The sequence below is a fragment of the Lichenibacterium dinghuense genome (assembly GCF_021730615.1).
GTDB lineage: Bacteria > Pseudomonadota > Alphaproteobacteria > Rhizobiales > Beijerinckiaceae > Lichenihabitans > Lichenihabitans dinghuensis.
Genome location: NZ_JAJLMN010000001.1, coordinates 1,890,456 through 1,915,322 on the forward strand (window position 1 = coordinate 1,890,456; position 24,867 = coordinate 1,915,322).

Annotated in this window: 22 protein-coding genes; 14 read left to right on the forward strand and 8 right to left on the reverse strand. The window is 73.4% G+C overall.

All coding sequences use genetic code 11. The annotated features are described in order from the left end of the window. Nucleotides 1–64: 64 nt before the first annotated feature. The gene (locus L7N97_RS09160; RefSeq protein ID WP_237478004.1) at nt 65–1,156 is read right to left on the reverse strand and encodes an NADH:flavin oxidoreductase/NADH oxidase; all 1,092 of its coding nucleotides are present in this window, start codon (nt 1,154–1,156) and stop codon (nt 65–67) included. A gap of 70 nt (nt 1,157–1,226) precedes the next feature. Here L7N97_RS09160 and L7N97_RS09165 point away from each other — a divergent pair, with 70 nt between their 5' ends. Next, nucleotides 1,227–1,535, forward strand: a complete 309-nt coding sequence (locus L7N97_RS09165; RefSeq protein ID WP_237478005.1) for an ArsR/SmtB family transcription factor — start codon at nt 1,227–1,229, stop codon at nt 1,533–1,535. Nucleotides 1,536–1,840: 305 nt separating this feature from the next. Here L7N97_RS09165 and dinB read toward each other — a convergent pair whose 3' ends face one another. The 3 genes from dinB to L7N97_RS09185 form a co-directional block, all read right to left on the reverse strand. Further along, nucleotides 1,841–2,971: a DNA polymerase IV gene (dinB, locus tag L7N97_RS09175; protein WP_428980971.1), complete on the reverse strand. Its 1,131-nt coding sequence runs from the start codon at nt 2,969–2,971 to the stop codon at nt 1,841–1,843. 69 nt (nt 2,972–3,040) lie between these two features. After that, nucleotides 3,041–3,514 carry a hypothetical protein gene (locus tag L7N97_RS09180; protein WP_237478006.1) on the reverse strand — a complete coding sequence of 158 codons (474 nt, stop codon included), beginning with the start codon at nt 3,512–3,514 and terminating at the stop codon, nt 3,041–3,043. A 4-nt stretch (nt 3,515–3,518) separates the two neighbouring features. Then, a complete protein-coding gene (locus tag L7N97_RS09185) occupies nt 3,519–4,550 on the reverse strand; it encodes a GGDEF domain-containing protein (protein WP_237478007.1) in 1,032 nt (343 codons plus the stop codon). Nucleotides 4,551–4,882: 332 nt separating this feature from the next. Here L7N97_RS09185 and L7N97_RS09190 point away from each other — a divergent pair, with 332 nt between their 5' ends. From L7N97_RS09190 to L7N97_RS09200, 3 genes are all read left to right on the forward strand, one after another. Beyond that, complete coding sequence (locus L7N97_RS09190) at nt 4,883–6,106, forward strand: glycoside hydrolase family 1 protein (RefSeq protein WP_237478008.1); 1,224 nt, start codon at nt 4,883–4,885, stop codon at nt 6,104–6,106. After that, on the forward strand, nt 6,097–7,080 hold the full coding sequence (locus L7N97_RS09195; protein WP_237478009.1) for an amidohydrolase family protein: 984 nt from the start codon (nt 6,097–6,099) through the stop codon (nt 7,078–7,080). The genes L7N97_RS09190 and L7N97_RS09195 overlap by 10 nt, the downstream gene beginning before the upstream one ends. 92 nt (nt 7,081–7,172) lie before the next feature. Continuing rightward, nucleotides 7,173–7,853, forward strand: coding sequence for a class II aldolase/adducin family protein (locus L7N97_RS09200; RefSeq protein WP_237478010.1), 681 nt, complete (start codon nt 7,173–7,175; stop codon nt 7,851–7,853). A 22-nt stretch (nt 7,854–7,875) separates the two neighbouring features. Here L7N97_RS09200 and L7N97_RS09205 read toward each other — a convergent pair whose 3' ends face one another. From L7N97_RS09205 to L7N97_RS09215, 3 genes are all read right to left on the reverse strand, one after another. Then, nucleotides 7,876–8,727, reverse strand: a complete 852-nt coding sequence (locus L7N97_RS09205) for an NAD(P)-dependent oxidoreductase (protein ID WP_237478011.1) — start codon at nt 8,725–8,727, stop codon at nt 7,876–7,878. Next, nucleotides 8,724–9,671 (reverse strand): SDR family oxidoreductase, encoded by a 948-nt coding sequence (locus tag L7N97_RS09210; RefSeq protein WP_237478012.1) that lies wholly within the window; start codon nt 9,669–9,671, stop codon nt 8,724–8,726. The genes L7N97_RS09205 and L7N97_RS09210 overlap by 4 nt, the downstream gene beginning before the upstream one ends. Nucleotides 9,672–9,839: 168 nt before the next feature. Continuing rightward, nucleotides 9,840–10,007: a hypothetical protein gene (locus L7N97_RS09215; protein WP_237478013.1), complete on the reverse strand. Its 168-nt coding sequence runs from the start codon at nt 10,005–10,007 to the stop codon at nt 9,840–9,842. 173 nt (nt 10,008–10,180) lie between these two features. On the opposite strand from L7N97_RS09215, the gene L7N97_RS09220 reads away from it, so the two are divergent. The 10 genes from L7N97_RS09220 (at nt 10,181) to L7N97_RS09265 (ending at nt 22,929) form a co-directional block, all read left to right on the forward strand. Then, nucleotides 10,181–10,945 (forward strand): MBL fold metallo-hydrolase, encoded by a 765-nt coding sequence (locus L7N97_RS09220; RefSeq protein WP_237478014.1) that lies wholly within the window; start codon nt 10,181–10,183, stop codon nt 10,943–10,945. A gap of 171 nt (nt 10,946–11,116) precedes the next feature. After that, a complete protein-coding gene (gene fdnG / locus L7N97_RS09225) occupies nt 11,117–14,200 on the forward strand; it encodes a formate dehydrogenase-N subunit alpha (RefSeq protein ID WP_237478015.1) in 3,084 nt (1,027 codons plus the stop codon). Nucleotides 14,201–14,213: 13 nt separating this feature from the next. Then, the gene (gene fdxH / locus L7N97_RS09230; protein WP_237478016.1) at nt 14,214–15,146 is read left to right on the forward strand and encodes a formate dehydrogenase subunit beta; all 933 of its coding nucleotides are present in this window, start codon (nt 14,214–14,216) and stop codon (nt 15,144–15,146) included. A gap of 59 nt (nt 15,147–15,205) precedes the next feature. Next, nucleotides 15,206–15,931, forward strand: a complete 726-nt coding sequence (locus L7N97_RS09235; RefSeq protein WP_237482128.1) for a formate dehydrogenase subunit gamma — start codon at nt 15,206–15,208, stop codon at nt 15,929–15,931. A gap of 430 nt (nt 15,932–16,361) precedes the next feature. Beyond that, nucleotides 16,362–17,276, forward strand: a complete 915-nt coding sequence (fdhE, locus tag L7N97_RS09240; RefSeq protein WP_237478017.1) for a formate dehydrogenase accessory protein FdhE — start codon at nt 16,362–16,364, stop codon at nt 17,274–17,276. A gap of 4 nt (nt 17,277–17,280) precedes the next feature. Next, complete coding sequence (gene selA, locus L7N97_RS09245; RefSeq protein WP_237478018.1) at nt 17,281–18,684, forward strand: L-seryl-tRNA(Sec) selenium transferase; 1,404 nt, start codon at nt 17,281–17,283, stop codon at nt 18,682–18,684. Further along, entirely contained in the window at nt 18,671–19,456 is a 786-nt protein-coding gene (locus L7N97_RS09250; protein WP_237478019.1) for a tetratricopeptide repeat protein, read from the forward strand. The genes selA and L7N97_RS09250 overlap by 14 nt, the downstream gene beginning before the upstream one ends. Next, on the forward strand, nt 19,453–21,399 hold the full coding sequence (gene selB, locus L7N97_RS09255; RefSeq protein WP_237478020.1) for a selenocysteine-specific translation elongation factor: 1,947 nt from the start codon (nt 19,453–19,455) through the stop codon (nt 21,397–21,399). Before L7N97_RS09250 ends, selB begins: the two co-directional genes overlap by 4 nt. A gap of 179 nt (nt 21,400–21,578) precedes the next feature. Next, nucleotides 21,579–22,172, forward strand: a complete 594-nt coding sequence (locus L7N97_RS09260) for a hypothetical protein (RefSeq protein ID WP_237478021.1) — start codon at nt 21,579–21,581, stop codon at nt 22,170–22,172. Between the two features lie 55 nt (nt 22,173–22,227). Next, entirely contained in the window at nt 22,228–22,929 is a 702-nt protein-coding gene (locus L7N97_RS09265; RefSeq protein ID WP_237478022.1) for an SDR family NAD(P)-dependent oxidoreductase, read from the forward strand. Between the two features lie 59 nt (nt 22,930–22,988). Here the strand turns inward: L7N97_RS09265 and L7N97_RS09270 are convergent, their stop codons facing one another. Continuing rightward, nucleotides 22,989–24,815, reverse strand: coding sequence for a glycoside hydrolase family 15 protein (locus L7N97_RS09270; protein ID WP_237478023.1), 1,827 nt, complete (start codon nt 24,813–24,815; stop codon nt 22,989–22,991). Between the last annotated feature and the right edge of the window lie 52 nt (nt 24,816–24,867).

A 24,867-nucleotide genomic window follows, 5' to 3' on the forward strand; every position in this document is an offset into this window, starting at 1 on the left:
ATGGCGCCCCCGCGGCGCCGTGGCAAGGCGGGGCGCGGCCGGTGAGCCGCGCCCCGCGGCGGCGTCAGCGATACCGCGCGAGCCAGTGCGCGTAGGGCGCCGGCAGCGTCGCCCAGGCGGCGTTCTCGACGCCGAGGCTCTTCGCGGCCGCGTAGGGCCAGTGCGGGTCGGCGAGCAGCGGGCGCGCCAGCATCACGAGGTCGACCTTGCCGGCCTGCACCAGGGCGTCGGCTTCCTCGGGCTTGGAGATGAACCAGCTCGTGGTGCCGGGCAGGCCGGTCTCGCGCAGCACGCGGGCCGCCGTGTCGGCCATGAAGTTCGGCCCCCAGGGGATCTGGGCGTCCGGCGTGTTGAAGCCGATCGACACATCCACGAAGTCGAGCCCCTCGGCCTTCATGCGCCTGAGGAGGGCGATCGATTCCTCCAGCATGGCGTCGTTGCCGTCGAAGTCGGTCACGCCGAGGCGCACCGTCAGCGGGCGGTCCTCCGGCCACACCTTTCGCACCGCGACCAGCAGCTCGAACAGGTAGCGGGCGCGGTTCTCGGCCGAGCCGCCGTACCCGTCGGTGCGCTTGTTGGAGTGCGGCGAGAAGAAGTTCTGCGCGAGGTAGCCGTGCGCCATGTGGAGCTCCAGCCAGCCGATGCCGAGGTCGCGGGCGCGCTCCACGGCCGCCACCGTGTCGGCGCGCACGCGGGCGATGTCGCCCTGCGTCATCTCGCGCGGCACGCGGCCGAGCCCGCCGCCGAAGGCCACCGGCGAGGGCGCGATGGTGGCCCAGGCGTTCTCCTCGCCCTCGGCGATGTGGTCGTCGCCCTCCCAGGGGCGGTTGGCCGAAGCCTTGCGGCCCGCGTGGGCGATCTGGATGCCCGACACGGCGCCGGCCGCGTGGATGGAGTCCACGATCGGCCGCAGCGCCGCCGCCTGGGCGTCGTTCCACAGGCCGAGGTCGCCCCAGGTGATGCGCCCTTCCGGCGCCACCGCCGTGGCCTCGATCACGACGAGGCCCGCGCCGCCGCGCGCCAGCGAGGCATAGTGGGCGCGGTGCCAGTCGCCGGGGACGCCGTCCTCCGCCATGTACTGGCACATGGGCGAGACCGCGATGCGGTTGCGCAGCGTGGCGGACTTCAGCTTATAGGGATCGAACAGGCGCGGCATCGGGAACCTCGTCGCGGGGAACACGGCGCTTAGTTCGACATTCTTCGAACGAAGACAAGGGGAGGCGGCGGTGACGGGACGGGTGACGCCGCCTTCGGGCGCCAGGCTGCGGCTCGACCGCGTGCTCCACGCGCTCGGCGACCCCGTGCGGCTCGAGGTCGTCCGCAGGCTCGCCCGCGACGGGGAATGCTCCTGCGCGGCGCTCGACGGCGGGCGCCCAAAGTCCACCATGTCGCACCACTTCCGCGTGCTGCGCGAGGCCGGTCTGGTGGAAACCCGCGCGCAGGGGACCACGCACCTCAACGCCCTGTGCCGCGCCTCCGTCGACGCGGCCTTCCCCGGCCTGCTCGCCGCCGTGGTCGGCGCGCCAGAGGGCTGACCCTCGTCGGAGCAGGCATCGATTGGAAATGGAAGGTTCTTCGGAGGGGGGCGGACCTTCGGGCACGCTTCTGCGCGAGTTGCGGCCGGCATGTCCGCGAGGACAGGTGGCCCGTGAACCCGCCGTCCGTGAAAGCCGCGGCGGAGGCGTGGTGGGCCGGCCGCGGGTGCCGCCGGACGGGGGCGAGATCGCCGCGGCCCAGGCCCCGCTCGAAAATCTGCCGCTCGCCGGCGCGGTGGTGACCGGCGACGCCGCCTTCTGCCAGCGCACCGCCGGCACGGTCGAGAAAGGCCATGGCCCCGCCGTCACAGCGGCAGCGCCATCTGCCGCTCGTCGGCGCCGCCGGTCGCGCCGTCGAAGCCCGACAGCGCCAGGCCGAGCAGCCGCACGCCGGCGCGCAGCGGCATCACCCCGCGCAGCAGGTCGCGCCCGACGGCGTCGAGCGCGTCGCGGCTCGCCACCGGCGCCGCGCCCGTGCGGCTGCGGGTGATCTGGCGGAAGTCGGCGTATTTCACCTTCAGCGTCACGGTGCGGCCCAGCACGCCCGTGCTCTCGCAGTGGCGCCACACGGCGTCGACGGCGGGCGCGAGCCCCGCCACCAGGTCCGCCTCGGTGGTCAGGTCCTCGGAGAAGGTGTGCTCCGAGCCGCTCGACTTGCGCACCCGGTCGGGCCGCACCGGGCGGTGGTCGACGCCGCGCGCCGCCCAGTAATAGTAGCGGCCGCTCTTGCCGAACAGCGCGTCGAGTTCCTCGGCCGGGCGCGCCCTGAGGTCGGCCCCGGTGAGGATGCCGAGCCCCTTCATGCGCGCCGCCGTCACCGGCCCGATGCCGTGGAAGCGGCCGATGTCGAGGCCCGCCACGAAGGCCGCCCCCTGCCCCGGCGGGATCACGGTCAGCCCGTCGGGCTTGCGGTGGTCGGAGGCGAGCTTGGCCAGGAACTTGTTGTAGCTCACCCCCGCCGAGGCGGTGAGCCCGGTGTCGCGCAGGATGCGGGCCCGGATGGCGCGCGCGATGAGCGTCGCCGAGCCCGACGCCGCCGCCTCCGTGACGTCGAGGTAGGCCTCGTCGAGCGACAGGGGCTCGATCAGCGCCGTATGCTCGGCGAAGGCGGCCCGGATCTGGCGCGACACCGCCTTGTAGACCTCGAAGCGGGGCGGCACGAAGACGAGGTCGGGGCACCGCCGCACGGCCGCCATCGACGACATGGCCGAGCGGACGCCGAAGCGCCGCGCCTCGTAGCTCGCCGCGGCCACCACGCCGCGCTGGCGCGAGCCCCCCACCGCCACGGGCCGCCCGCGGAGGCCCGGGTCGTCGCGCTGCTCCACGGACGCGTAGAAGGCGTCCATGTCGACGTGGATGATCTTGCGGGGCGCGGGCTCGCCCGCCGCGTCCGGAAAGGCGGAGGCCGAATCGGACGGGCGGGACGGGATCGTCATGGCGCGACGGGATCTGCGGAACGAAACGGAAACAGCATAGGGCGCCCGCGCCGGGCCGGGAAGCCCCGCTCAGCCCTCCGCGCGCGCCGTCCCGGCCATGAACTCCTCCAGCGTGGCGATGCGCAGGCCGGGCGGCAGGGCCTGTCGCAGCACGTCGCGCCGGCGCAGCACCTTGCCGTCGCGCGTCAGGAAGGCGTCGCAGCCCGCCTCCGCGGCCTCCGACAGGTGCGAGGCGTCGGCGTCGTGCTTGCCGGGCCGGCCGTCGCCCCGCATGATCGCCCGCACGCGGATGCGGTCGATGTGCTGCCGCGCCGTGGGCGCCGCGGGGCGCGGGGGCGCCGGCAGAGCGAGGGCCGCGGCCCGCACGGCCCGCGGCGCGCCGGGGTCGCGCATCTCGGCCAGCACGCCGGCCGGCACGAAGAGCCGCAGCCGGCCCGCCGCCGCCAGGGCGAAGAGGCGCTCGACCAGCGCGTCGCGCGGCGAGCCGTCGGGGTCGAGCGTGTTGGCGTCGAGCGCCACCATGGGGACGGCGTTCGCCGGCATGGACCTAAGCGCAGTCGCGCAGCGCGGAGGGGCGCCGGGCCGGGCCGACGAAGCCCGGCACCTCGCCCATCACGGCGCGGTCGCGCCCGCCGCGCTTGGCGCGGTACAGCGCCGCGTCGGCGGCGGCGAGCAGGTCCGGGCCCGGGCAGCCCGCGCCCGCGGCGCCGCCCACGCTGACGGTGACGCTGGTCCCGACCGGCGCCGCGCGATGCGGGATCTGCAGACCCGCCACGGCCGCCCTGATGCGCTCCGCGATGGCGGCGCCGCCCTCGGCCCCGGTGCCCGGCAGGATCACGGCGAACTCTTCCCCGCCGTAGCGCGCGGCCACGTCCCCGGCGCGGCGCACCGTGCCGGCGATGGCCAGCGCCACCCGCCGCAGGCAGTCGTCGCCCCCGCCGTGGCCGTAGGTGTCGTTGAACAGCTTGAAGCCGTCCACGTCCACCATCAGCAGCGCCAGCGGCGTGCCGGCGCGGGCGCTGCGCTTCGCCTCGATGTCGAGCGACTGGTCGAAGCTGCGGCGGTTGGCGAGGCCGGTCAGCCCGTCGCGGGCCGCCAGGGCGGCCAGCGCGTCCTGAGCCTGCCGCTGCATGGTGATGTCGCGCAGCGTTTCCACCACCGCGACGAGGGTGCCGGCGTCGTCGTAGATCGGGCCGGCGTCGATCGCCAGGTAGGCGCGCCGGCCGGCGCCGCGCAGGTCGACCCAGGTTTCCACCGCCACGCCGTGGTCGCTCATCCCCACCTTGCTGACGTCGTGGTAGAAGTCGCCGATCTGGTCGAAGCGGCTCGCCGCGACGAGGTCGGCGAGGCAGGGCCGCTTCTCGGCGTAGAACGCCATCCAATGGTCGCTCGTGCCCACCACCTCGGCCGCCGCGAGGCCGGTGAGGCGCTCGCAGGCCCGGTTCCAGATCATCACGCGGTGCTGCGTGTCGAGCACGAAGGTCGGCACCACCAGGTGCTCCATCAGGTCCACGGCGAAGCGGCGCGCGCGCTCGGTCAGCGCGTCGGCGGTCGGCGGGATCGGGCGAGCGTCGGACATGCCGGAGCCTTTCAGGTCGGCGCGGGCCGGCGCGAAGGGGCGCGCCTGATGACGGGCCTGCACCGGGGTCCCCCCGGTGGCAACCCGGCAGGCTCCGGGTTGAGGTCCGCGACGCTGCACGGCAAACGTTAAGGACGGCTGAAGCGACCGCGCGCCGCGGCACGGGGGATGGCCGGCGCCCCGCACGGGCGAGCGGCGCCGGGAGCGAACCGCGGCCGCGGCCGGGCGTTACATGCGGCGGGGCGGCGTCGGACCCGGTCGCACCGCGTCGCGGCGTCGCCGCCGGAGCGCCGGGGTCCGGCCATCGGCGCGACGGGGACGGGAAGGCCGGCATGGAGCGGGACGGCGCGGAGACCGGGACATCGCGCGCGGCCTTGGCCCTGCGCTCCTTCGCCATGGGCGGCTTCGAGGGCGCCACCATGGTGCTCGACACGGGGCGGCGGGTCGACGCCGTGGCGGGCAGCCGGCACGACGCGGCCGCAGTTCTCGACTACCGCCTGCTCGCCGCGACCGGCGTCCGCACGGCGCGCGACGGCTTCCGCTGGCACCTGATCGAACGCGAGCCCGGGCGCTACGACTGGTCCAGCGTGCTGCCGCAGGTGCGGGCCGCCGCGGAGGCGGGCGTCGAGGTGATCTGGGACCTGTGCCACTTCGGCCTGCCCGACGGGGCCGACCCCTGGTCGCCCGCCCTGCCCGGCCGCTTCGCCGCCTTCGCCCGCGCGGCCGCGCGGCTCCTGCGCGAGGAAGGCGACGGGGTGCCGCTCTGGTGCCCCGTCAACGAGATCAGCTATTGGGCCTATGCGGGCGGCGAGCGCGGCCACTTCGCGCCCTGCGCGCGGGGACGGGGGGCGGACTGGAAGCGCCGGCTGGTGCGCCTGTGCGTCGCGGCGTCCCGCGCGCTGCGCGAGGTCGATCCCCGCGCGCGCCTGGTCCACGCCGACCCCGTGATCCACATCGCGGCGGGGGGCGAGGCCGACCGCGAGATCGCGGAGCGGCACCGTCTGTCGATGTTCGAGGGTTGGGACATGATCGCGGGCCGGCGCGAGCCCGACCTCGGCGGCGCGCCGGACCTGCTCGACGTTGTGGGGGTCAACTTCTATCCCGACAACCAGTGGGTCCACGGCGGCCCGCGCCTGCGCCCCGGCATGGCGGGCCACCGGCCGCTGCGCCGCATCCTCCACGAGGTCCACGCCCGCTACGGGCGGCCGATCGTGGTCACCGAGACGGGGGCCGAGGCCGACGAGGGGCCGGACTGGCTGCGCGGCGTGGGGGTGGAGCTGGCGGCGGCGCGCGAGGGTGGCGTGCCGGTGGCGGGCTGCTGCGTGTATCCCGCGATGGACTATCCGGGCTGGACGGACGACCGCCACTGCCGCTGCGGGCCGATCGCGGCCTCGCCCGACTGGTCGGAGCGATGGATCGACCCCGCCATGGCGGAGGCCGTGGGGGACCTGGCGCAGGCCGGGGCTGTCCGACCCGGGGCGCCGCCGCCCGACGGGGCCGCCCCGGGGGCGGTGCCGGAGGGACGCCTCTCCACCGGAGCCGGCCGATGCGCCTGATCGCCGTCGAAGAGCACTTCCTGCCCGCCGAGGTGCGGGACGCCTGGGCCGCCGCTCCGCCCCCGCACGACCCCGTCTCCGCCATCGCGGACGGCGGGGAGAACGGCGCCCGGCTGGCGGACCTCGGCGAGGGCCGCCTCGCGCTGATGGACGAGCAGGGCGTGGACGTCCAGGTGCTGTCCCTCACCACGCCCGGCCTGCACAACCTGGAGCCCGGCCCCGCCGTCGCGATGGCGCGCCGTGTCAACGACCGCGTGGCGGAGGCCTGCGCGCGCCGCCCCGACCGCTTCCAGGGCTTCGCCGCCCTCCCCACGCCGGACCCGCGCGCCGCGCCGCGCGAGCTGGAGCGCGCCGTCCGCGACCTCGGCCTGAGGGGCGCGCTGCTGTGCGGCCGGACGCGGGAGCGGCACCTCGACCACCCCGAGCTTCGCCCGCTGCTCGCGGCCGCGGCGGAGCTGAAGGTGCCCATCCTCATCCACCCGCAGACGCCCTCGCCCGCCGTGCGCGAGTCCCTGTATGCGGGGATCGGCGGGACGGCCGACCTCGCGCTCGCCGCCTTCGGGCTCGGCTGGCACTACGAGGCCGGGCTGGAATGGGTCCGCCTGGCGGCCGCGGGGGTGTTCGACGAGCTGCCCGACCTGCAGGTCATCCTGGGCCACTGGGGCGAGGTGGTGCTGTTCTACCTCGAGCGGACCGCGGCCGTGTTCGCCCGCGCGCTCGCGCTGCGGCGCCCCCTCGCCGACTACGCCCGCCACAACCTCTACGTCACCGGCAGCGGCCTGTGGAACGACGCCTACCTGCAGCGCTGCCTCGACATCGTCGGCCCCGAGCGCCTGCTGTTCTCGACCGACTTCCCCTACCAGTACCGCCCCGGCGGGGTCCGCCGCTTCCTCCACGCTTCTCCGCTGGACCACGCCGGCCGCGAAGCCTACGCCCACGGCAACTGGGACCGGCTGACGGGCGCCCGCGCCTGAGGCGGCCCGGCGCGCGCGCCTCGCTCGACGCCTCCTCCCCGCCCGTGCCACGGTGCGGACACGCCCGAGGGCGGGACGGCGGGGAGCGCGAGATGGACGACGGGGACCTGCGGCGCGACATGGTGGACGCGTGCCGCCGCATGAACGCGACCGGCCTCAACCAGGGCACCTCGGGCAACCTGTCGGCGCGAACCGGAGCGGGCTTCCTCGTGACCCCGACCTCCCTGCCCTACGACGCCATGGAGCCCGGCGACATCGTGCCGATGGGGTTCGACGGCACCTACGAGGGGCCGCGGCGGCCCTCCTCGGAATGGCGCTTCCACGCCGACATCCTCGCCACCCGGCCGGACGTCGACAGCGTGCTGCACTGCCACTCGCCCCACGCCACCACGCTGGCCTGCCACCACCGCCCGATCCCGGCCTTCCACTACATGGTGGCGCTGGCGGGCGGCCCCACGATCCGCTGCGCGCCCTACGCCACCTTCGGCAGCCAGGCGCTGTCGGACCACGCCGTGGCGGCGCTGGAGGGGCGCCGCGCCTGCCTGCTCGGCCAGCACGGCATGATCGCGCTCGGGCCCACGCCGGCCGCCGCCCTGGCGCTGGCCGTCGAGGTCGAGGCGCTGGCGCGGCTCTACCTCGGCGCGCTGGCGCTCGGCGAGCCTCCCGTGCTGGCCGACGAGGAGATCGAGCGCGTCATCGCCCGCATGCGGCGGCGCGGCTACGGCCGGACCGTGGAGGGCGACGACGCCGAGGGCGTCGCCCGGCCGCGCTAGGCGGGCGGAGCCGGAGCCGGCCTCAGCGCGGCGCGGACGCGCCGAGCAGCGCGCGGCCGAGCTCGCCCGACCCCTGCCCGTCGGCGGCGAGCCGCTCGTAGACCCGCGCGGCGCCCTCCAGCATGGCCGCGGTCGGGTCGTCGGGGCCGAGGAGGATCGCGATCTCGCGCATCTCGGCCACCCAGCGGTAGGCCTTGGGCAGCATGTCCGGCATGGCCTTGCCGAAGCGCTCCACCAGCTCCGGCTGGCTGCGCGCGAGCTCGGCCCGCAGCGCGTCGCCGGCGCCCTCGCGCTCGGCGGCGAGGAACATGCCGGCCGCGAGCGCGGTGACGCCCTTGGTGCACATGGCGTAGACGAGCTTCAGCGCCGAGGCCGCGCCGAACCCCGCCTCCATCGGCCAGAGGTCGATGCCGTGGCGGGCCAGAGGCGCCGTGAGCCCGTCGGGGTCGCCGCTGACGTAGACGGCCGGGCTCTTGCTCTGCCCCGTCATGCGGGCCTTCGGCGGAGCCCCGATGATGCAGCCGTCGACCACGGCGCAGCCCGTGCCGTCCAGCGCGGCGCGCACCCGCTCGACGGTGGCGGGCGCGACGGCGTTGAGGTCGACGAAGACGGGCTTGGCCGCGCCGGCCCGCAGCGCCGGCGCGAGGCGCTCGGCGAGTTCCACCGCCGAGCCGGGCGGCACGATCGACAGGACGAGATCGGCGCCGGCGATCTCGTCGAGCGGAACGTCCGCCATGCCGGCCTCGGCGGCGCGGGCGCGGCTCGCGGCGCCGCGGCCGTCGAGGTTGGTGAGCACGGTCGCGCCGTGCTCCCTCAGGCGGAGGCCCATGCCGGCCCCCATGGCGCCCGCTGCCAGGACCGCGATCCGCGTCATGCTCCCACCTCCGTCTCGAACCTCACGCCCGTGAGCCGCTCGGACGCGTCCCACAGCGCCCGCGCGACGCCCGCGTCCCGCGCCTGCGGCATGACGCGCGAGGGACCGACCGGGCCCGTCCGCTCGCCCCGCCCCGTCGGGCCGTAATAGCCGCCGGGCTCCGCCTCGGGCGCGGTCGCTGCATACAGGATCGGGAGGGCGCCGTCCGCCGCGGATTGGCCGAGCAGGCGGAAGGCGAGGTTCATCATCGCGGGCTTGAGGCCGCCGCGCCCCTGCCCCGGCCCGTTGGAGATGATGTCAGTGACGGCCCAGCCGGGATGCGCCGCCACAGCGCGGAGCGGCCAGTCGGCCGCGTCGGCCCGCCGCTGCAGCTCGCGCGCGAAGATCAGCATGGCGAGCTTGCTCTGCCGGTAGGCCGTCCAGGGGTCGTAGCGCGTCGCGCCCTGCAGGTCGTCGAGGTCGATGCGCCCCTGGACGTGGGCGAGGCTGGCGACGCTGACGACGCGCGCGGCTCCTCCCGCCCCGGTCAGCGCCGGCATCAGGCGCGCCGCGAGGGCGAAATGGCCGAGGTAGTTGGTGCCGAACTGCTCCTCGAAGCCGTCGCGCGTGGTGCGGCGGGTCGGGAAAGCCATCACGCCGGCGTTGCAGACCAGGACGTCGAGCGGGCCGGAGGCGACGACGCCCGCCGCGAAGGCGGCCACCGAGGCGAGGTCGGCGAGGTCGAGCCGGGCGAAGCCGACGTCGGCGCCCGGCACAGCGCCGGCGATGCGGCGGCGGGCCGCCTCGGCCCTGCCGGGGTCGCGGGCGGCCAGCACCACGGCGGCGCCGCGGCGGGCCAGGCCCAGCGCGGTCTCGAAGCCGAGGCCGCCCGAAGCGCCGGTGACCACGGCGCGCCGCCCGTCGAGCCGCGGCGCGTCCTCGATCCTCCAGCCCCGTCCCGCCATGCCGTCTCCCCCCGCCGCGTGCGAAGGTGGGGCCGCGCCCGCGCGGCTCAAGGCCGGAAACCGAGAAGGGCCGCGACACCCTGCGGTGCCGCGGCCCTTCGCTGTTCGGGTCGCGCGCGCGGCGACCCCGTCAGGCCCGCCCCGGCACGGTGCCGGGCGGGCTCGATGTCAGGCGCCGTAGACCTGCTTGTGAGCGGCGGCGTAGAGGTCGGACTGGAAAGCCCCCATCTCGACGAGCTCGGCGTTGGTCAGGCCGTTGATCTCGGCGATGAGCTGGCGGTAGCGGCGGTTCTTGTCGAGGCGATCCTGCGCCAGGGCGAAGAGTTTGTTGAACATGGTTCGATTTCCCTCAAACGGGTTGATGGATCAAACCTCCCGGATCGGTCTTGATGCCGATGACCGGAACCTAGAGCGGCCCATGGTGCACCGCAACATGACAGGGTGCAGTGCAGCTCGAACGAATCTGCATGGCGCTGTATACGATCCCTTCACAATCTCCGGAGTGTGCCATGCGGGACGCGCATGAGGTCGCGGCGGCCGACTGGTACGAGCTCCTGCCCTTCGCCGACGGCGTCACCCTGATCCACGAGCCCTGGATGCCGCCCTTCTTCCGCGGCCACATGTGGCTCGTGCGCGGGCGCGACCGCGACCTCCTGATCGACGCCGGCCTCGGCCACGTGCCGCTGCGGGCCCGCGTGACGGCCCTGCGGGGCCGGCCGGTGACGCTGCTCGTCAGCCACACCCACTGGGACCACATCGGCGCGGCGCACGAGTTCGACGGCCCGGAGGACGAGCGACTGGCCCACCCGGCCGAGGCCGCCGTGCTGGCCGACCCGGACCCGGAGCACACGCTCTTCGGCAAGTACGCCGACGGCAGCCGCGACGCCGAAGCCTTCACGCGCAGGCCCGCGGGCTGGGATGCCGGGCGCCACCGCATCCGCCCGGCCCCGGCGACGCGGCTCGTCGGCGAAGGCGATCGCATCGATCTCGGCGACCGCGTCCTCGTGGTGCTGCACACGCCCGGCCATTCGCGCGGTCACCTCGCGCTGTGGGAGGAGCGCACCGGCACGCTCTTCGCGCAGGACGCGGTCTACGACGGGCCGCTGGTCGACACCTGCCCGGATTCCGACGTCGCGACCTACCGCCGGACCCTGGAGCGGCTCGCCGCGGACCTCGACCCGCGCATCGTGCACGGCGGGCACTTCCCGAGCTTCGGGCGCACCCGGTTCCGGCAACTCGTCGCAGAATATCTGTCGGACAAATCAGAAGGTTGATTGCATCGCCGCGCGTCGCTTGACGTCGAACGCGCGGCGCCCCACGCCGATCCTATCATTTCAGGCTTGCGCGCGCCGATGTCGCATGGTTGTGACAATCGTAATCGTTCTAAGCGAGATCCATCTCACCCGAGCGTGCATGACGCGACGAAGGATGAAGGGAGGGCATTCATGAACATGGAGCTCTCACGGCGCCACTTTCTGAAGATGGCGGGCGTGGGTGCGGCGGGGACTTCGCTGGGGGCCTTCGGGTTCGCCGGCGTCGAAGCGGCGCAGGCCGCGGCCATCAGGCCCTACAAGCTCGCCAACACCACGGAAACCCGCAACACCTGCCCCTACTGCTCGGTGGCCTGCGGGATCATCATGTATTCCAAGGGCGACCTGAAGAAGGGGGAGCGCGCCGAGATCACCCACATCGAGGGTGACATCGACCACCCGACGAACCGCGGCACGCTGTGCCCGAAGGGTGCGGCGCTCCACGACTTCGTCACCTCGAAGACCCGCATCACCGTCCCCCGCGTGCGCAAGCCCGGCTCGGACGCGTGGACCGAGGTCAGCTGGGACTACGCCCTCGACCGCATCGCGCGCCTGATGAAGGACGACCGCGACGCCAACTTCATCGCGAAGAACAAGGACGGCACGGCGGTCAACCGCTGGACCACGGTGGGATTCCTCGGCGCTTCCGCCACCACGAACGAGACGGCCTTCCTGACCTACAAGGCCGTCCGCTCGATGGGCATCCTGGGGTTCGACAACCAGGCGCGTGTCTGACACGGCCCGACGGTGTCCAGTTTGGGCCCGACGTTTGGCCGTGGCGCGATGACGCAGCCGTGGACTGATATCAAGAACACCGATCTCGCGATCGTGATGGGCGGCAACGCGGCCGAAGCGCATCCGTGCGGCTTCAAGTGGCTGGTCGAGGCCAAGGCCCACCGCGGCGCCAAGCTGATCGTCGTCGACCCGCGCTACACGCGCACGGCCGCGGTCTCGGACTATTACGCCCCGATCCGCCAGGGCACCGACATCGCCTTCCTGCTCGGCGTGATCCGCTACTGCATCGCCAACGACAAGATCCAGTGGGAATACGCCAAGAACTACACCAACATCTCGTACCTGATTAAGGACGGCTTCGCCTACAAGGACGGCCTGTTCACCGGCTACGACGAGATGCGGCGGGACTACGACCGCTCCACCTGGGACTACCAGCTCGGGCCGGACGGCTTCGTCCAGCAGGACATGTCGCTAGAGAACCCGCGCACGGTGTGGCAGCTCCTCAAGGGCCACGTCGAGCAATACACGCCCGAGCTCGTCGAGCGCATCTGCGGCACGCCGAAGGACAAGTTCCTCCACATCTGCGAGATGATCGCGGCCACGTCCGCGCCCGACAAGGCGATGACGTCGATGTACGCGCTCGGCTGGACGCAGCACTCCAAGGGCGCGCAGAACATCCGCACCATGGCGATGCTGCAGCTGCTGCTGGGCAACATCGGCATCGCGGGCGGCGGCATGAACGCCCTGCGCGGCCATTCCAACATCCAGGGTCTGACCGACCTCGGCCTGATGTCCAACCTGATCCCGGGATACCTCTCGATCCCGACCGAGAAGGAGAAGACGATCGGCGACTACATGGCCACGCGCCAGTACAAGCCGCTGCGCCAGGACCAGACCAGCTACTGGAAGAACTACGACAAGTTCTTCGTGTCGTTCCAGAAGAGCATGTGGGGCGACCACGCCACGAAGGACAACGACTGGGCGTTCGACTACCTGCCCAAGCTCGACGTGCCGGCCTACGACATCCTGCGCATGTTCGAGCTGATGCAGGAGAGCAAGGTCAACGGCTACTTCTGCCAGGGCTTCAACCCGATCCTGTCGATCCCGAACCGGGCGAAGACGACGGCCTGCCTGTCGAAGCTGAAGTTCCTCGTGACGATGGACCCGCTCGACACCGAGACGTCCAACTTCTGGAAGAACTTCGGCGTCTACAACGACGTCAAGTCGGCCGAGATCAAGACCGAGGTGTTCCAGCTCCCGACGACGCTGTTCGCCGAGGAGGAGGGCTCGCTCGCCAACTCGGGGCGCTGGCTGCAGTGGCACTGGGCCGGCGGCACGGCGCCCGGCGAGTGCAAGCACGACACCTGGATCATGGCGCAGATCTTCCTGCGCGTGAAGAAGCTCTACCAGGCCGAGGGCGGGGCCTTCCCGGACCCGATCCTCAACCTGACCTGGGACTACGCGGACCCCGAGGAGCCTTCGCCCGCGGAGCTCGCCAAGGAGGTCAACGGCTACGCGCTCGCGGACCAGTTCGACCCCAAGGACCCGACCAAGCTCACGGTCGGCAAGGGCAAGCTGCTGCTGAACTTCAGCCAGCTCAAGAACGACGGCACGACCTCCTCGGGCTGCTGGATCTATTCCGGCCAGTGGAACGAGAACGGCAACAACATGGCCCGCCGCGACAACGCGGACCCGGGCAACATGGGGACGTTCCTCAACTGGACGTTCGCGTGGCCGGTCAACCGCCGCGTGCTCTACAACGCGGCCTCCTGCGACATGCAGGGCAAGCCGTGGGATCCGAGCCGCAAGCTGATCGAGTGGAACGGGACCAAGTGGGCCGGCGTGGACGTGCCGGACATCGCGCCGGACGCCAAGCCCGGCACGGTGCAGCCGTTCATCCTGAACCAGGAAGGGACGGCGCGCATCTTCACCCGCGCGCTGCTCCGCGACGGGCCGTTCCCGATCCACTACGAGCCCTTCGAGTCGCCGGTCAAAAACGTCATCAACCCGGCGATCCGCGGCAACCCCGTGTCGCGCGTGTTCCAGGCGGACGTGGCCTCCTTCGGCAACTCGGACGAGTTCCCCTACGCGGCGACCTCGTACCGGCTGACGGAGCACTTCCACTACTGGACCAAGCACAACCGGGTGAACTCGGTGCTCCAGCCCGAGTTCTTCGTGGAGATCGGCCACGAGCTCGCGGCCGAGAAGGGCATCCAGGACGCCGGCTGGGTCCGCGTGTGGTCCAAGCGCGGCGAGGTGAAGGCCAAGGCCTACGTCACGAAGCGCATCCAGCCGCTCGTGTGCGACGGCAAGACGGTCCACGTGGTCGGCATCCCGCTGCACTGGGGCTTCATGGGCGCGGCCATCAAGGGTTGGGGGCCGAACTCCCTCACGCCCGTGGTCGGCGACGCGAACTCGGACACGCCCGAGTTCAAGGCCTTCCTGGTCAACATCGAGCCGACCACGCCTCCGGCCATCGCGTAAGGGGAGCTAGACCATGTTCATGCCTAACGCTCCCATCGGGCAGCCCGTCCCGGGCTTCTCCGACGCCGACCTCATCAAGAGGTCGGCCTCCTCCGTGCCGGAGCCGGCGCGGAGGCTGACCGAAGTCGCCAAGCTGATCGACATCTCGAAGTGCATCGGCTGCAAGGCCTGCCAGTCGGCGTGCATCGAGTGGAACGACACCCATCCCGAGATGGAGACGTTCCAGGGGACCTACATGAACCCCCACGATCTCACGCCGAACATGTTCACTCTGATGCGGTTCAACGAATGGACCAACCCGGAGACGGACAAGCTCGAGTGGCTGATCCGCAAGGACGGCTGCATGCACTGCTCCGACCCGGGCTGCCTCAAGGCGTGCCCGGCCCCCGGCGCCATCGTGCAGTATTCGAACGGCATCGTGGACTTCGTCCACGACAACTGCATCGGCTGCGGCTACTGCGTGAAGGGCTGCCCCTTCAACATCCCGCGCATCTCGCAGACGGACCACAAGGCGTACAAGTGCACGCTGTGCTCCGACCGCGTGGCGGTGGGCCAGGGCCCGGCCTGCGCCAAGGCCTGCCCGACCCACGCCATCTCGTTCGGCACCAAGGACGAGATGAAGGCCGAGGCCGCTGACCGCGTGAAGGACCTCAACGCGCGCGGCTACAAGAACGCCGGGCTCTACGACCCGCCGGGCGTCGGGGGCACGCACGTCATGTACGTGCTCCAGCACGCCAACGACCCGACCGCCTACAGCAACCTGCCCAAGGACCCCAAGATCTCCAGCCTGGTGCAGGCCTGGAAGGGCGCGGGCAAGTTCGCCGGCCTCGCGGCGATCGGCTTCGCCGCCGTCGCCAGCGTGGCCCACGCCGTCTTCGCCGGCCAGAACAAGGTCACGAAGCACGACGAGGAGGAGGGCGAGGCCCTCACCAAGGAGGATGCATGAGCGAAGCCCTCCGCGACACGCACAAGCTCGACCCCGACCGGGGGGTCGAGCACCGCACCATGGTGCAGCCGGGGGATGAGATCACCCCCGGCCTCGAGGGCACGCCCACCACGGTCAAGCGCTACGGCCCGCTGGCGCGCTTGAACCACTGGGTCGTGGCCTTCAGCCTGATCGCGCTGGCGCTGTCGGGGCTCGCCCTCTACAGCCCCTACCTGTTCTTCCTGACCAACATCTTCGGCGGCGGGCAGACGACGCGCTGGATCCACCCGTGGATCGGCGTGCTGCTGTTCGTGTCCTTCTACGTCTTCTTCGCCCAGCTGTGGCGCGCCAACCTGCCCAACAGGGACGACGTGACCTGGCTGGTGCGCTTCAAGGACGTGGTGGCGGGCAACGAGGAGCGCCTGCCCGAGATGGGCAAGTACAACGCCGGCCAGAAGATCGTGTTCTGGGGCATGTCGGCGCTGATCCTGGTGCTGATCGCCACCGGCATCGTGATCTGGCAGGAGTATTTCTCCGTCTACACCGCGATCGAGACGCAGCGCTGGGCGGCGCTGCTCCACGCCGCGGCGGCCATCGTCATCATCCTGATCTGGATCACGCACGTCTACGCGTCGATCTGGATCCAGGGCACGATGCGGGCGATGACGCGGGGCAACGTGACCGCCGGCTGGGCCTACCGCCACCATCGCAAGTGGCTGAAGCAGCTCACCGGCCTGCGCCGCAAGGGCCCGGCCCGGGCCAACGCCGTGGAGAGCACGAAGGCGGCGAAGCACCTCGGGCTCTGAGGCTTCGCCTCGGCGAAACGGAAAGGGCCGCACGCGTGAGCGTGCGGCCCCTTTCCGTTTCGGCATCGGAGGTCGTCGGAAAGCCGATCGACGGGCGGACCCAGGCCGCCCGATCACTGCGTTCGTCTTCAGAGCCCCTTGGGCGTCTTGTAGAGTTCCCAGGCCGCGAAGGCCATCGGCAGCGCCACGATGGCGAAGAAGATCCAGTCGAACGTCATCGACCCGTCACCCGTGCTCATCTCGTGCCCTCCCGTCCCGTTGCCCACTTCCAACGGTTGTGGCCTGCCGAAGTTTCGACCGGATCGGCGGCGGCTCTGCGTGTGACGCTGGCGGGCACGGCCCCGCGAGGGTCCGGCGCGGGGCCGGCTTTTTGCCGCCGGACGGCGCGGCGGCGCTTTGCAGTCCGGGGTGGGTGACATAGATCACGGCCATGTCCGACCCGAGAACCATCGAGGCCGATCCCACCGCCATCGGCGGCGTCGTCGTCCCGCCCTTCGCGCGCCTGCCGGAGCCCGAGGCCGTGTTCCTGAAGCGCAGCCTGCGCCTGCGCGCCTACGCGGACCACAGCGACCTCAAGCCCTTCCTGCTGTTCCTGGCCGGCATCGCCGACGCACAGGCCTCCATCGTCGCCGCGCTGCCGCCCGTGGAGCCGCCGGACGCCGAGGCGCTGGCCCGCGCGCGAGACCACGCCATGCCGCCGCTCGACCGCGCGGCGCTCGCCCCCGATGCCGCCTTCGACGCGACCTTCGAAGCGCTGTTCGACGCCGCCGGCCGGATCGAGCAGCCCGACGAGGCCCGCGCCGCCCTGGGGCGCATCACGGCCGACCGGGCGCTGCGCGACACCTGCGCCCGCACCGTGCTGGCCGGCGAGCGGCCCGAGGCCGGCCTCGCCGAACACGCCTACGCGGCGGCGGCCCTGCAGGTCCACCTCGCGCGGCTGGCGGCGACGCTCGATCCGAAGTCGCTCGTGCCGGTCGGCACCGGCGCCTGCCCGTGCTGCGGCGGCCCGCCCGTGTCCTCCACGATCGTGGGCTGGCAGAACGCCGAGGGCGCGCGCTACTGCACCTGCGCGCTCTGCGCCACCATGTGGAACGTCGTGCGGGTGAAGTGCACGCTGTGCGACTCCACCGAGGGCATCACCTACATGGGCGTGGAAGGCGGCACCGACACCGTGAAGGCCGAAACCTGCGACAGCTGCGGCCGCTACGTGAAGATCCTGCAGGGCCAGAAGGACACGCTGGTCGAGGCCGTCGCGGACGACGTCGGCAGCCTCGCCCTCGACATGCTGATGCAGGGCACGCGCTACAAGCGCGGCGCCTACGACCCGTTCCTGCTGGGCTACTGACGGCATGTCGGCCAGCCCCGCGTCCCGCCTGCGCGATCTGCCGGGGGTCGACGACGTGATGCGCCACGCGGGCGGCGCGGCGCTGGTCACGCGCTTCGGCCGCGCCGAGGCCGCCGAGGCGATCCGGGCCGCGGTGGCGGAGGCGCGGACGGCGCTGCGCTCCGGCGCCGACGCCGAGATCTCCCGCGAGGCCGTCGCGGCCGAGGCCGGACGCCGGCTCGCGGCGCGGGACCGCTCGAGCCTGCGCCCGCTGTTCAACCTCACCGGCACGGTGCTGCACACCAACCTCGGCCGCGCGCTCCTGGCCGAGACCGCGCTCACGGCCGCCGCCGAGGCCGCGGGCCATGCCGTGGCGCTGGAATACGACCTCGATACCGGCCGCCGCGGCGAGCGCGACGATCACGTCCGCGCCCTCCTGCGCGAGGTGACGGGGGCCGAAGACGGCACGGTGGTGAACAACAACGCCGCCGCGGTGCTGCTCGTCATCAACACCTTCGCGGCGGGCCGCGAGGCCGTGGTGTCGCGCGGCGAGCTCGTCGAGATCGGCGGCTCGTTCCGCATCCCCGAGCTGATGACGCAGGCCGGAGCCACCTTACGCGAGGTCGGCACCACCAACCGCACGCATCCCAAGGACTACGTCGCCGGCTTCGGCCCCGACACGGGCCTCGTGATGAAGGTCCACACCTCGAACTACCGCATCGAGGGCTACACCAAGGAGGTGGAGGCGCCGGAACTCGCCGGCCTCGCTCGCGCCGCCGGCGTGGCCTTCTGCAACGACCTCGGCTCCGGCACGCTGGTCGACCTGTCGCGCTGGGGGCTGAAAAAGGAGCCCACCGTGCGCGAGGCCGTCGCGGACGGCGCCGACCTCGTCACCTTCTCGGGCGACAAGCTGCTCGGCGGCCCGCAGGTGGGATTCGTGGTCGGCCGTGCCGAGGCGGTGGCCCGCGTCAACCGCAACCCGATGAAGCGCGCGCTGCGGGTCGACAAGATGCGCCTCGCCGCCCTCGAAGCCACGCTGAAGCTTTACCGCGACCCCGACCGGCTCGACCGGACGCTGCCGACGCTGCGCCTGCTCGCCCGCCCGGCCGCCGAGATCCGCGCCCTCGCCGAGCGCGTGCGGCCCGCCGCCGCCGCCGCCCTGCCCGGCTTCGACGTGAGCGTCGGCGACTGCCGCTCGCAGATCGGCTCGGGCGCGCTGCCGGTCGACACCATCCCGAGCGCCGGCCTATTCGTGCGGGCGGGCGGCGACGCGCTCGGCCGGCTCGCCGCCGCGCTGCGCGCCCTGCCCCGCCCGGTGATCGGCCGCGTCAGCGAGGGCGCGCTCGTGCTCGACCTCCGCTGCCTCGAGGACGAGGCCGGTTTCATCGCCACCCTGCAGGACCTGCCGCATCCCCATGCCGTTCCTTGACCGCCTGCTCGGGCGCAAAGCCGAAGACCCGGCCGCCGCCATGGACCGCGCCGGAGCCCTGGCCTCCGCGGGCGACTACGGGGGCGCGCTCGCCATCTGGGAGCCGCTGGCCCGCAAGGGCCACGCCCGCGCCCGCAACAACATCGGCGCCTGCTTCGCGGAAGGGCTCGGCGTCGAGCGCGACTATGCGCTCGCGCACCGCTGGATCGGCCTCGCCGCCGAGGCGCGCGACCCCGTGGCGCAGCGCAACCTCGCGTCCCTGTATTTCCGCGGCGAGGGCGTGGAGCAGGACGACGTCGAGGCGGCCTGGCGCTACCGGCTCGGCGCCGAGAACGGCGACGCGCCCAGCCAGGACATGCTGAGCTACATGCTGCTGGAGGGCGTCGGCGTGGAGCAGGACCTCGTCGCCGCGCGGCGCTGGGCCGAGCGCGCCGCGGCGGGCGGCGTCGCCTCCGCCATGACGCGGCTCGGCACCCTCTACAACGACGCCAACGGCGTGCCGCGCGACCCCGAGAAGGCCGTCTCCTGGTGGCGGAGAGCCGCCGCCAAGGGGGACGCCGACGCGCAATCCTACCTCGGCGCGGCCCTTCTGGTCGGCATCGGCGCGGCCCGCGATCCCGTCGAGGCGCTGAGCTGGCTCATCCGCGCCCAGAACGGCGGCAGCCTCAAGGCCCCCGCCTACCTGCCGACCGCGCGCGGGGCCGTGGACGCCGCCGGCATGGCCGAGGCCGAGCGCCGCGCCGCAGCGCCGCTGCCGGGGGCCAAGGCTTGATCGTCGGCACGGCGGGCCACGTCGACCACGGCAAGACCGCGCTGGTGCGGGCCCTGACCGGCACCGACACCGACCGCCTGCCCGAGGAGAAGAAGCGCGGCATCACCATCGACCTCGGCTTCGCCTACCTGCCGACGGCCGACGGCGACGCGCTGGGCTTCGTCGACGTGCCGGGCCACGAGCGCTTCGTGGGCACCATGGTGGCGGGCGCGACCGGCATCGACCTCCTCCTGCTGATCGTGGCGGCCGACGACGGGGTGATGCCGCAGACGCGCGAGCACCTCGCCATCGCGGACCTGCTCGGGCTCAGCCGCGGCCTCGTCGTCCTGTCCAAGGCCGACCTCGCCGACGCCGAGCGCCGCGCCGCCGTCGAGGCCGAGATCCGCGCGGCCCTGGCCGACACGGGCCTCGCCGGGGCCGACATCCTGCCGGTATCCACCGTCACGGGCGAGAACGTCGAGGCGCTGAAGGCGCGGCTGGAGATCGAACGGGCCGCGCAGGCGGAACGGGACCGCGCCGGGCGCTTCCGCCTCGCGGTGGACCGCTCCTTCGTGCTCGCCGGGGCCGGCACGGTGGTGACCGGAACCGTCCTGTCGGGGGGCGTCGCGGTGGGCGACCGGGTGGTGCTGAGCCCGTCCGGCACGCCGGCGCGCGTGCGCTCGATCCACGCGCAGAACCACGCGGCCGAACGCGGCCTCGCGGGCCAGCGCTGCGCGCTCAACCTCGCGGGCGTCGAGCGGGCCGCCGTTCACCGCGGCGACGTCGCGCTCGACCCCTCGCTGCACGCGCCGACGGACCGGATCGACGTGCGCCTGCGCGTCCTGCCGGGCGAGGCGAAGCCGACCGCGACCTGGCTGCCGGTGCGGCTGCACCACGGCGCCTCCGACGTCGCGGCGCGGCTCGTGCCGCTCGCGGCCGAGGGCATCGCGCCGGGCGCTGAGGGCTTCGCGCAGCTCGTGCTGGAGCGCCCGATCGCGGCGGCGGCGGGCGACCGCTTCGTGCTGCGCGACACTTCGGCGCGCCGCACGCTCGGCGGCGGCACGCTGCTCGACCTCCGCCCGCCGGCCCGCAAGCGCCGCACCCCCGAGCGCCTGGCCCAGTTGGGCGCCCTCGTCGAGCCGGACCCGGCCCGCGCCGTCGCGCGGCTCCTCGACCTCGCCCCCTTCACCCTCGACCTGTCCGGCTTCTGCCGCGACCGCGCGCTCGCGGCCGACGCCGCCGACGGCCTCGCGCGCGACCTCGGCCTCGTGGCGCTGAAGGTCGGCGACGGCGTGACCGCCCTGTCGACCGCGCGCTGGGACGGCTACGCGGCCGCGCTGACGGGCGCGCTCGACGCCTTCCACGCCGAGAACCCGGACCTGCAGGGGCTCGGCTCGGAGCGGCTGCGCCTTCAGCTCGAGCCGCGGCTGCCGCGGTCCGTCTACGTGGCGGCGCTGGCGCGGCTGTCCCTGGCCGGGCGCGTCGCCGCCGAGGGCTCCTGGGTGCGGCTGCCGGGCCACGTGGCGCGGCTCAGCCCCGCCGACGAGGCGCTCTGGACCCGCATCGCGCCGCACGTGTCCCGGCACGAGGAGCGCTTCCGCCCGCCGCGGGTGCGCGACGTGGCGAACCTGCTCGGCGTGGCCGAGACGGAGGTGCGCCGCGTGTGCAAGCTCGTCGGCCGCTCGGGGCGCATCGACCAAGTGGCGCACGACCACTTCTTCACCCGCGCGACCGTGTCCGAGATGGCCGGCATCGTGGCCGACCTGTCGCGCTCGGCCGAGAACGGCGAGTTCACCGCCGCGCAGTTCCGCGACCGGGTGGAGAACGGCCGCAAGGTGGCGATCCAGATCCTGGAGTTCTTCGACCGCCACGGCCTGACCATGCGCCGCGGCGACCTCCGCCGCCTCAACCCCCACCGCGCCGACCTGTTCGGCGCGTCCGGTGCCGGAGACGCGACGCCTTGACCAACACGCAGTTCGTCGTCGGCGTCGCGATCTGCCTCGCCATCGGGGCGCTCTGGGCCTGGTGGCGCCAGCCCCCGCGGCTTTGACGGAACTGGGACCGGCTCCGGCGCGTCCGGTGACGGGGGGCGCGGCCACCCGCCGCAGACCTCCGCGGCGCGGGGCCATCACGGAGACCGACGATGAGACGCATGAAGCTGGGGTTGGCGCTCGGCCTGCTCGGGGGCGTTGCGATGGGGGGCGCGGCATGGGCGCAGACCCCGCCGGCGCCGAGGCCGCCGGCCGCCGCGCAGGCCCCGACCCCGCCCGCTCCCGCGCCGGCCGCCCCGCAGCCGCCGTCGGCCCCGCAGGGCCCGGCGGGCGCGCAGGCCAACACGCCCAACATCCCCGCGCCGAGCGGCCCGCCCGAGGGCATGATCGTCGAGACGCCCAACGGCTTCTACCTCGTGCGGCCCGGCGAGGGCGCCCCCCAGAAGCTCGACCTCGGCCGCAACGGCGCCCCGGGCCAGCCCGGGGCGAATCCGGGCGGCATGGCGCAGGGCCCGATGGCGGGCGGCGGCGACGCGATGGACGACATGGCCGACGACGGCATGCAGCCCCCGCCGCCCCACCCTCACCGTCCTCCGCCGCACCCGCCGGAGGGCAAGGGCGCCCGCATCCACATCCACACGCCGAACCTCGACGTGAACGTGAAGTGCCCGGACGACGAGCCCATCAAGGCCTGCGTCGACGCCATCTCGCAGCTCATGGACAAGGCCAACGCCCAGCCGCATTGACGGATACCGGCCGGCGGCGCAGCCGCGCCGCCGGCCACCACCGGAGGGTGCGCGCGTGGACGGTCTCCCCTATTCCAGGGCCCTCGTGATCGGGGCGGGCAGCGGCATCAGCGCCGCGGTGGCGCGCGCCTTCGCGGGCGCGGGCCTGAAGGTCGCGCTGTCGGCCCGCGACACGGGCAAGCTCGCCGGCTTGGCCGCCGAGGTCGGCGCCGCCACCTTCGCGGCCGACGCGTCGGACCCGGCCGCGGTCGAGCGGCTCTTCGCCGAGGTGGACGGCGCCATGGGGGCGCCGGACGTCGTCGTCTACAACCCGAGCCTGCGCGCGCGGGGCTCGCTGCTCGACCTCGACCCGGAGGAGGTCCGCCGCGCGATCGAGGTGTCAGCCTTCGGCGGGTTCCTCGCCGCACGCGAGGCGGCGCGGCGCATGGTGCCGCTCGGCCGTGGGGCACTGCTGTTCACCGGGGCCTCGGCCAGCGTCAAGGGCTACGCGCTGTCGGCCCCCTTCGCCATGGGCAAGTTCGCCCTGCGCGGCCTCGCCCAGAGCGCCGCCCGCGAGCTCGGCCCGAAGGGCATCCACGTGGCCCACGTCGTGATCGACGGCGGGGTGCGGAGCGCCTCGCGCCCCGAGCCGGCGGACAGGCCGGACTCGATGCTCGACCCCGCGGCGATCGCCGAAACCTACCTGTCGCTGCTGCGCCAGCCGCGCAGCGCCTGGTCGATGGAGGTGGAACTGCGGCCCTGGGTCGAGACGTTCTGAGGCGCATCGTCATCGCGAGCGCAGCGACGCGATGACGGCGGGGAGCGAAGGAACCGGCATCATCCCTTTCGCGTCGCTTCGTCGAGCGACAGCGCGGCGTGGACCAGCGCGAGGTGGCTCAGGCCCTGCGGCAGGTTGCCGAGGAAGCCGCCCGTCTTCGGCTCCACCATCTCGGCCAGCACGCCCACGCCCGGCGGCAGGGCCGCCAGGGCCTCGTCCATGAGGCTCGCCGCCTCGCCGGGGCGGCCCAGCTCCGCATAGGCCTCGGCGAGCCAGAAGCTGCAGGCCAGGAAGGCGCCCTCCTCCTTCTCGGCCCCCGAATAGCGGTAGATCCACGGGCCGCGGCTCCACAGGTGCGGCCCCGCGCCGAGTTCCTTCCGGACCGCGTCGCAGGTCGAGGAGACGCGGTCGCGGCGCGGAAATCGGAACCGCGCCGCGAGCACCAGCGCCGCGTCGAGCCGCTCCGTGCCGGCGAAGAACGTGTAGGCCCGCTTCTTCTCGGACCAGCAGTGCCCGTCCACCCAGTCGGCGATGCGGTCGCGCTCCCGCGTCCAGCGCGGCACGCAGGTGGAGGGGAGGTGGCCCTCCTCGGCGAGGCGGATGGCGCAGTCCAGCGCCTGCCAGCAGCTCACCTTGCTCATCGTGTAGTGCTGCGGCTCCTCCAGCTCCCACATGCCGGCGTCCTTCTGCCGCCAGCGGTCGGCGCATTCGTCGGCGAAGCGCGACAGCGTGAAGGCGCTGGTGCCGTCGAGCACGTTTCCGCCTTCCACGAAGAGCCAGGCCGCCTCGAAGATGTCGCCGTAGATGCCGTGCTGGTGCTGCTCGGCGGCGCGGTTGCCGGTCACCACGGGCCGCGAGTTCGCGTAGCCCGGCAGGTCGTATTCGCGCACGGGCGGCACGGGCGAGCCGTCGAGCCGGTAGCAGACCTTGGCGCCCGTCTCGCCGAGGCGGTGGATCAGCCAAGTGAAGGCGGCCTTGCTTTCGGGGATGACGCCGAGGCGCAGGAAGGCCGCCAGCGTGTAGGCGGCGTCGCGCACCCAGGCGTAGCGGTAGTCCCAGTTCTTCGGGCCCCCGGCCTTCTCGGGCAGCGAGGTCGTGGCCGCGGCCGCGATGGCGCCGGAGGGCGAGAACAGCAGAAGCTTCAGCGCCAGCGCGGAGCGCCGCACGGATTCGCGGTGCGGCCCGTCGTAGTGCAGCCCGTGCGCCCAGGAGCGCCAGGCCTGGTCGCTGAGGTCGATGCGGGTGTCCATGTCGACGGTGGGCGGCACGCCGAGCGGCTCGTTCTCGCCCGCCACCACGGCCACGAGCGCCCGCTCGCCCGCGTTCAGCGTGCCCTCGGCCAGGATCGTGCGGTCCTCCTGCTCGACGATCTCCATGTTGGGCGTCGCGCGGAACAGGCCCAGCACCGGGCCGGCGTGGAAGATGCAGCCGTTGGGGTTCGGCTGGAGCCAGGGCGACACCTCGTCGCCGCGCGTGCCGAAGACCAGGCGCGCCCGCATCCGCACCGTGCCGGACAGGACCTCGATCCGGCGCGCCAGCTCGCACCAGGGCAGCCGGCCCGCGAGCGTGCTGTTCATCGACTCGGTCAGCCGCACCGTCCCGGACGCGCAGGTGAAGGTGGTTTCGAGCACGTTGCTGTCCTCGCGGTATTGCCGCGTCGCGCGGAACGGCTCCGCGGGCTGCAGGGCGAAGAAGCCGCCGGCGGCCGGATCCAGCAGCGTGTCGAACAGCGGCGGGGAGTCGATGTCGGGCACGCACCACCAGGCCACGGCGCCGTCCGGCGACAGCAGCGCGACCGAGCGGCCGTCGCCGAGCGCCGCGTAGTCCTGCAGCGGAAAGGCGCGGCGCTCCTCGGTGGGATCGAGGTCGAAGGTTTCGGCGGGCATCGTCGGGGTCCGGCGGGGGATCACGTGTCAAATGTTGCGGAGCCCTTCGGTT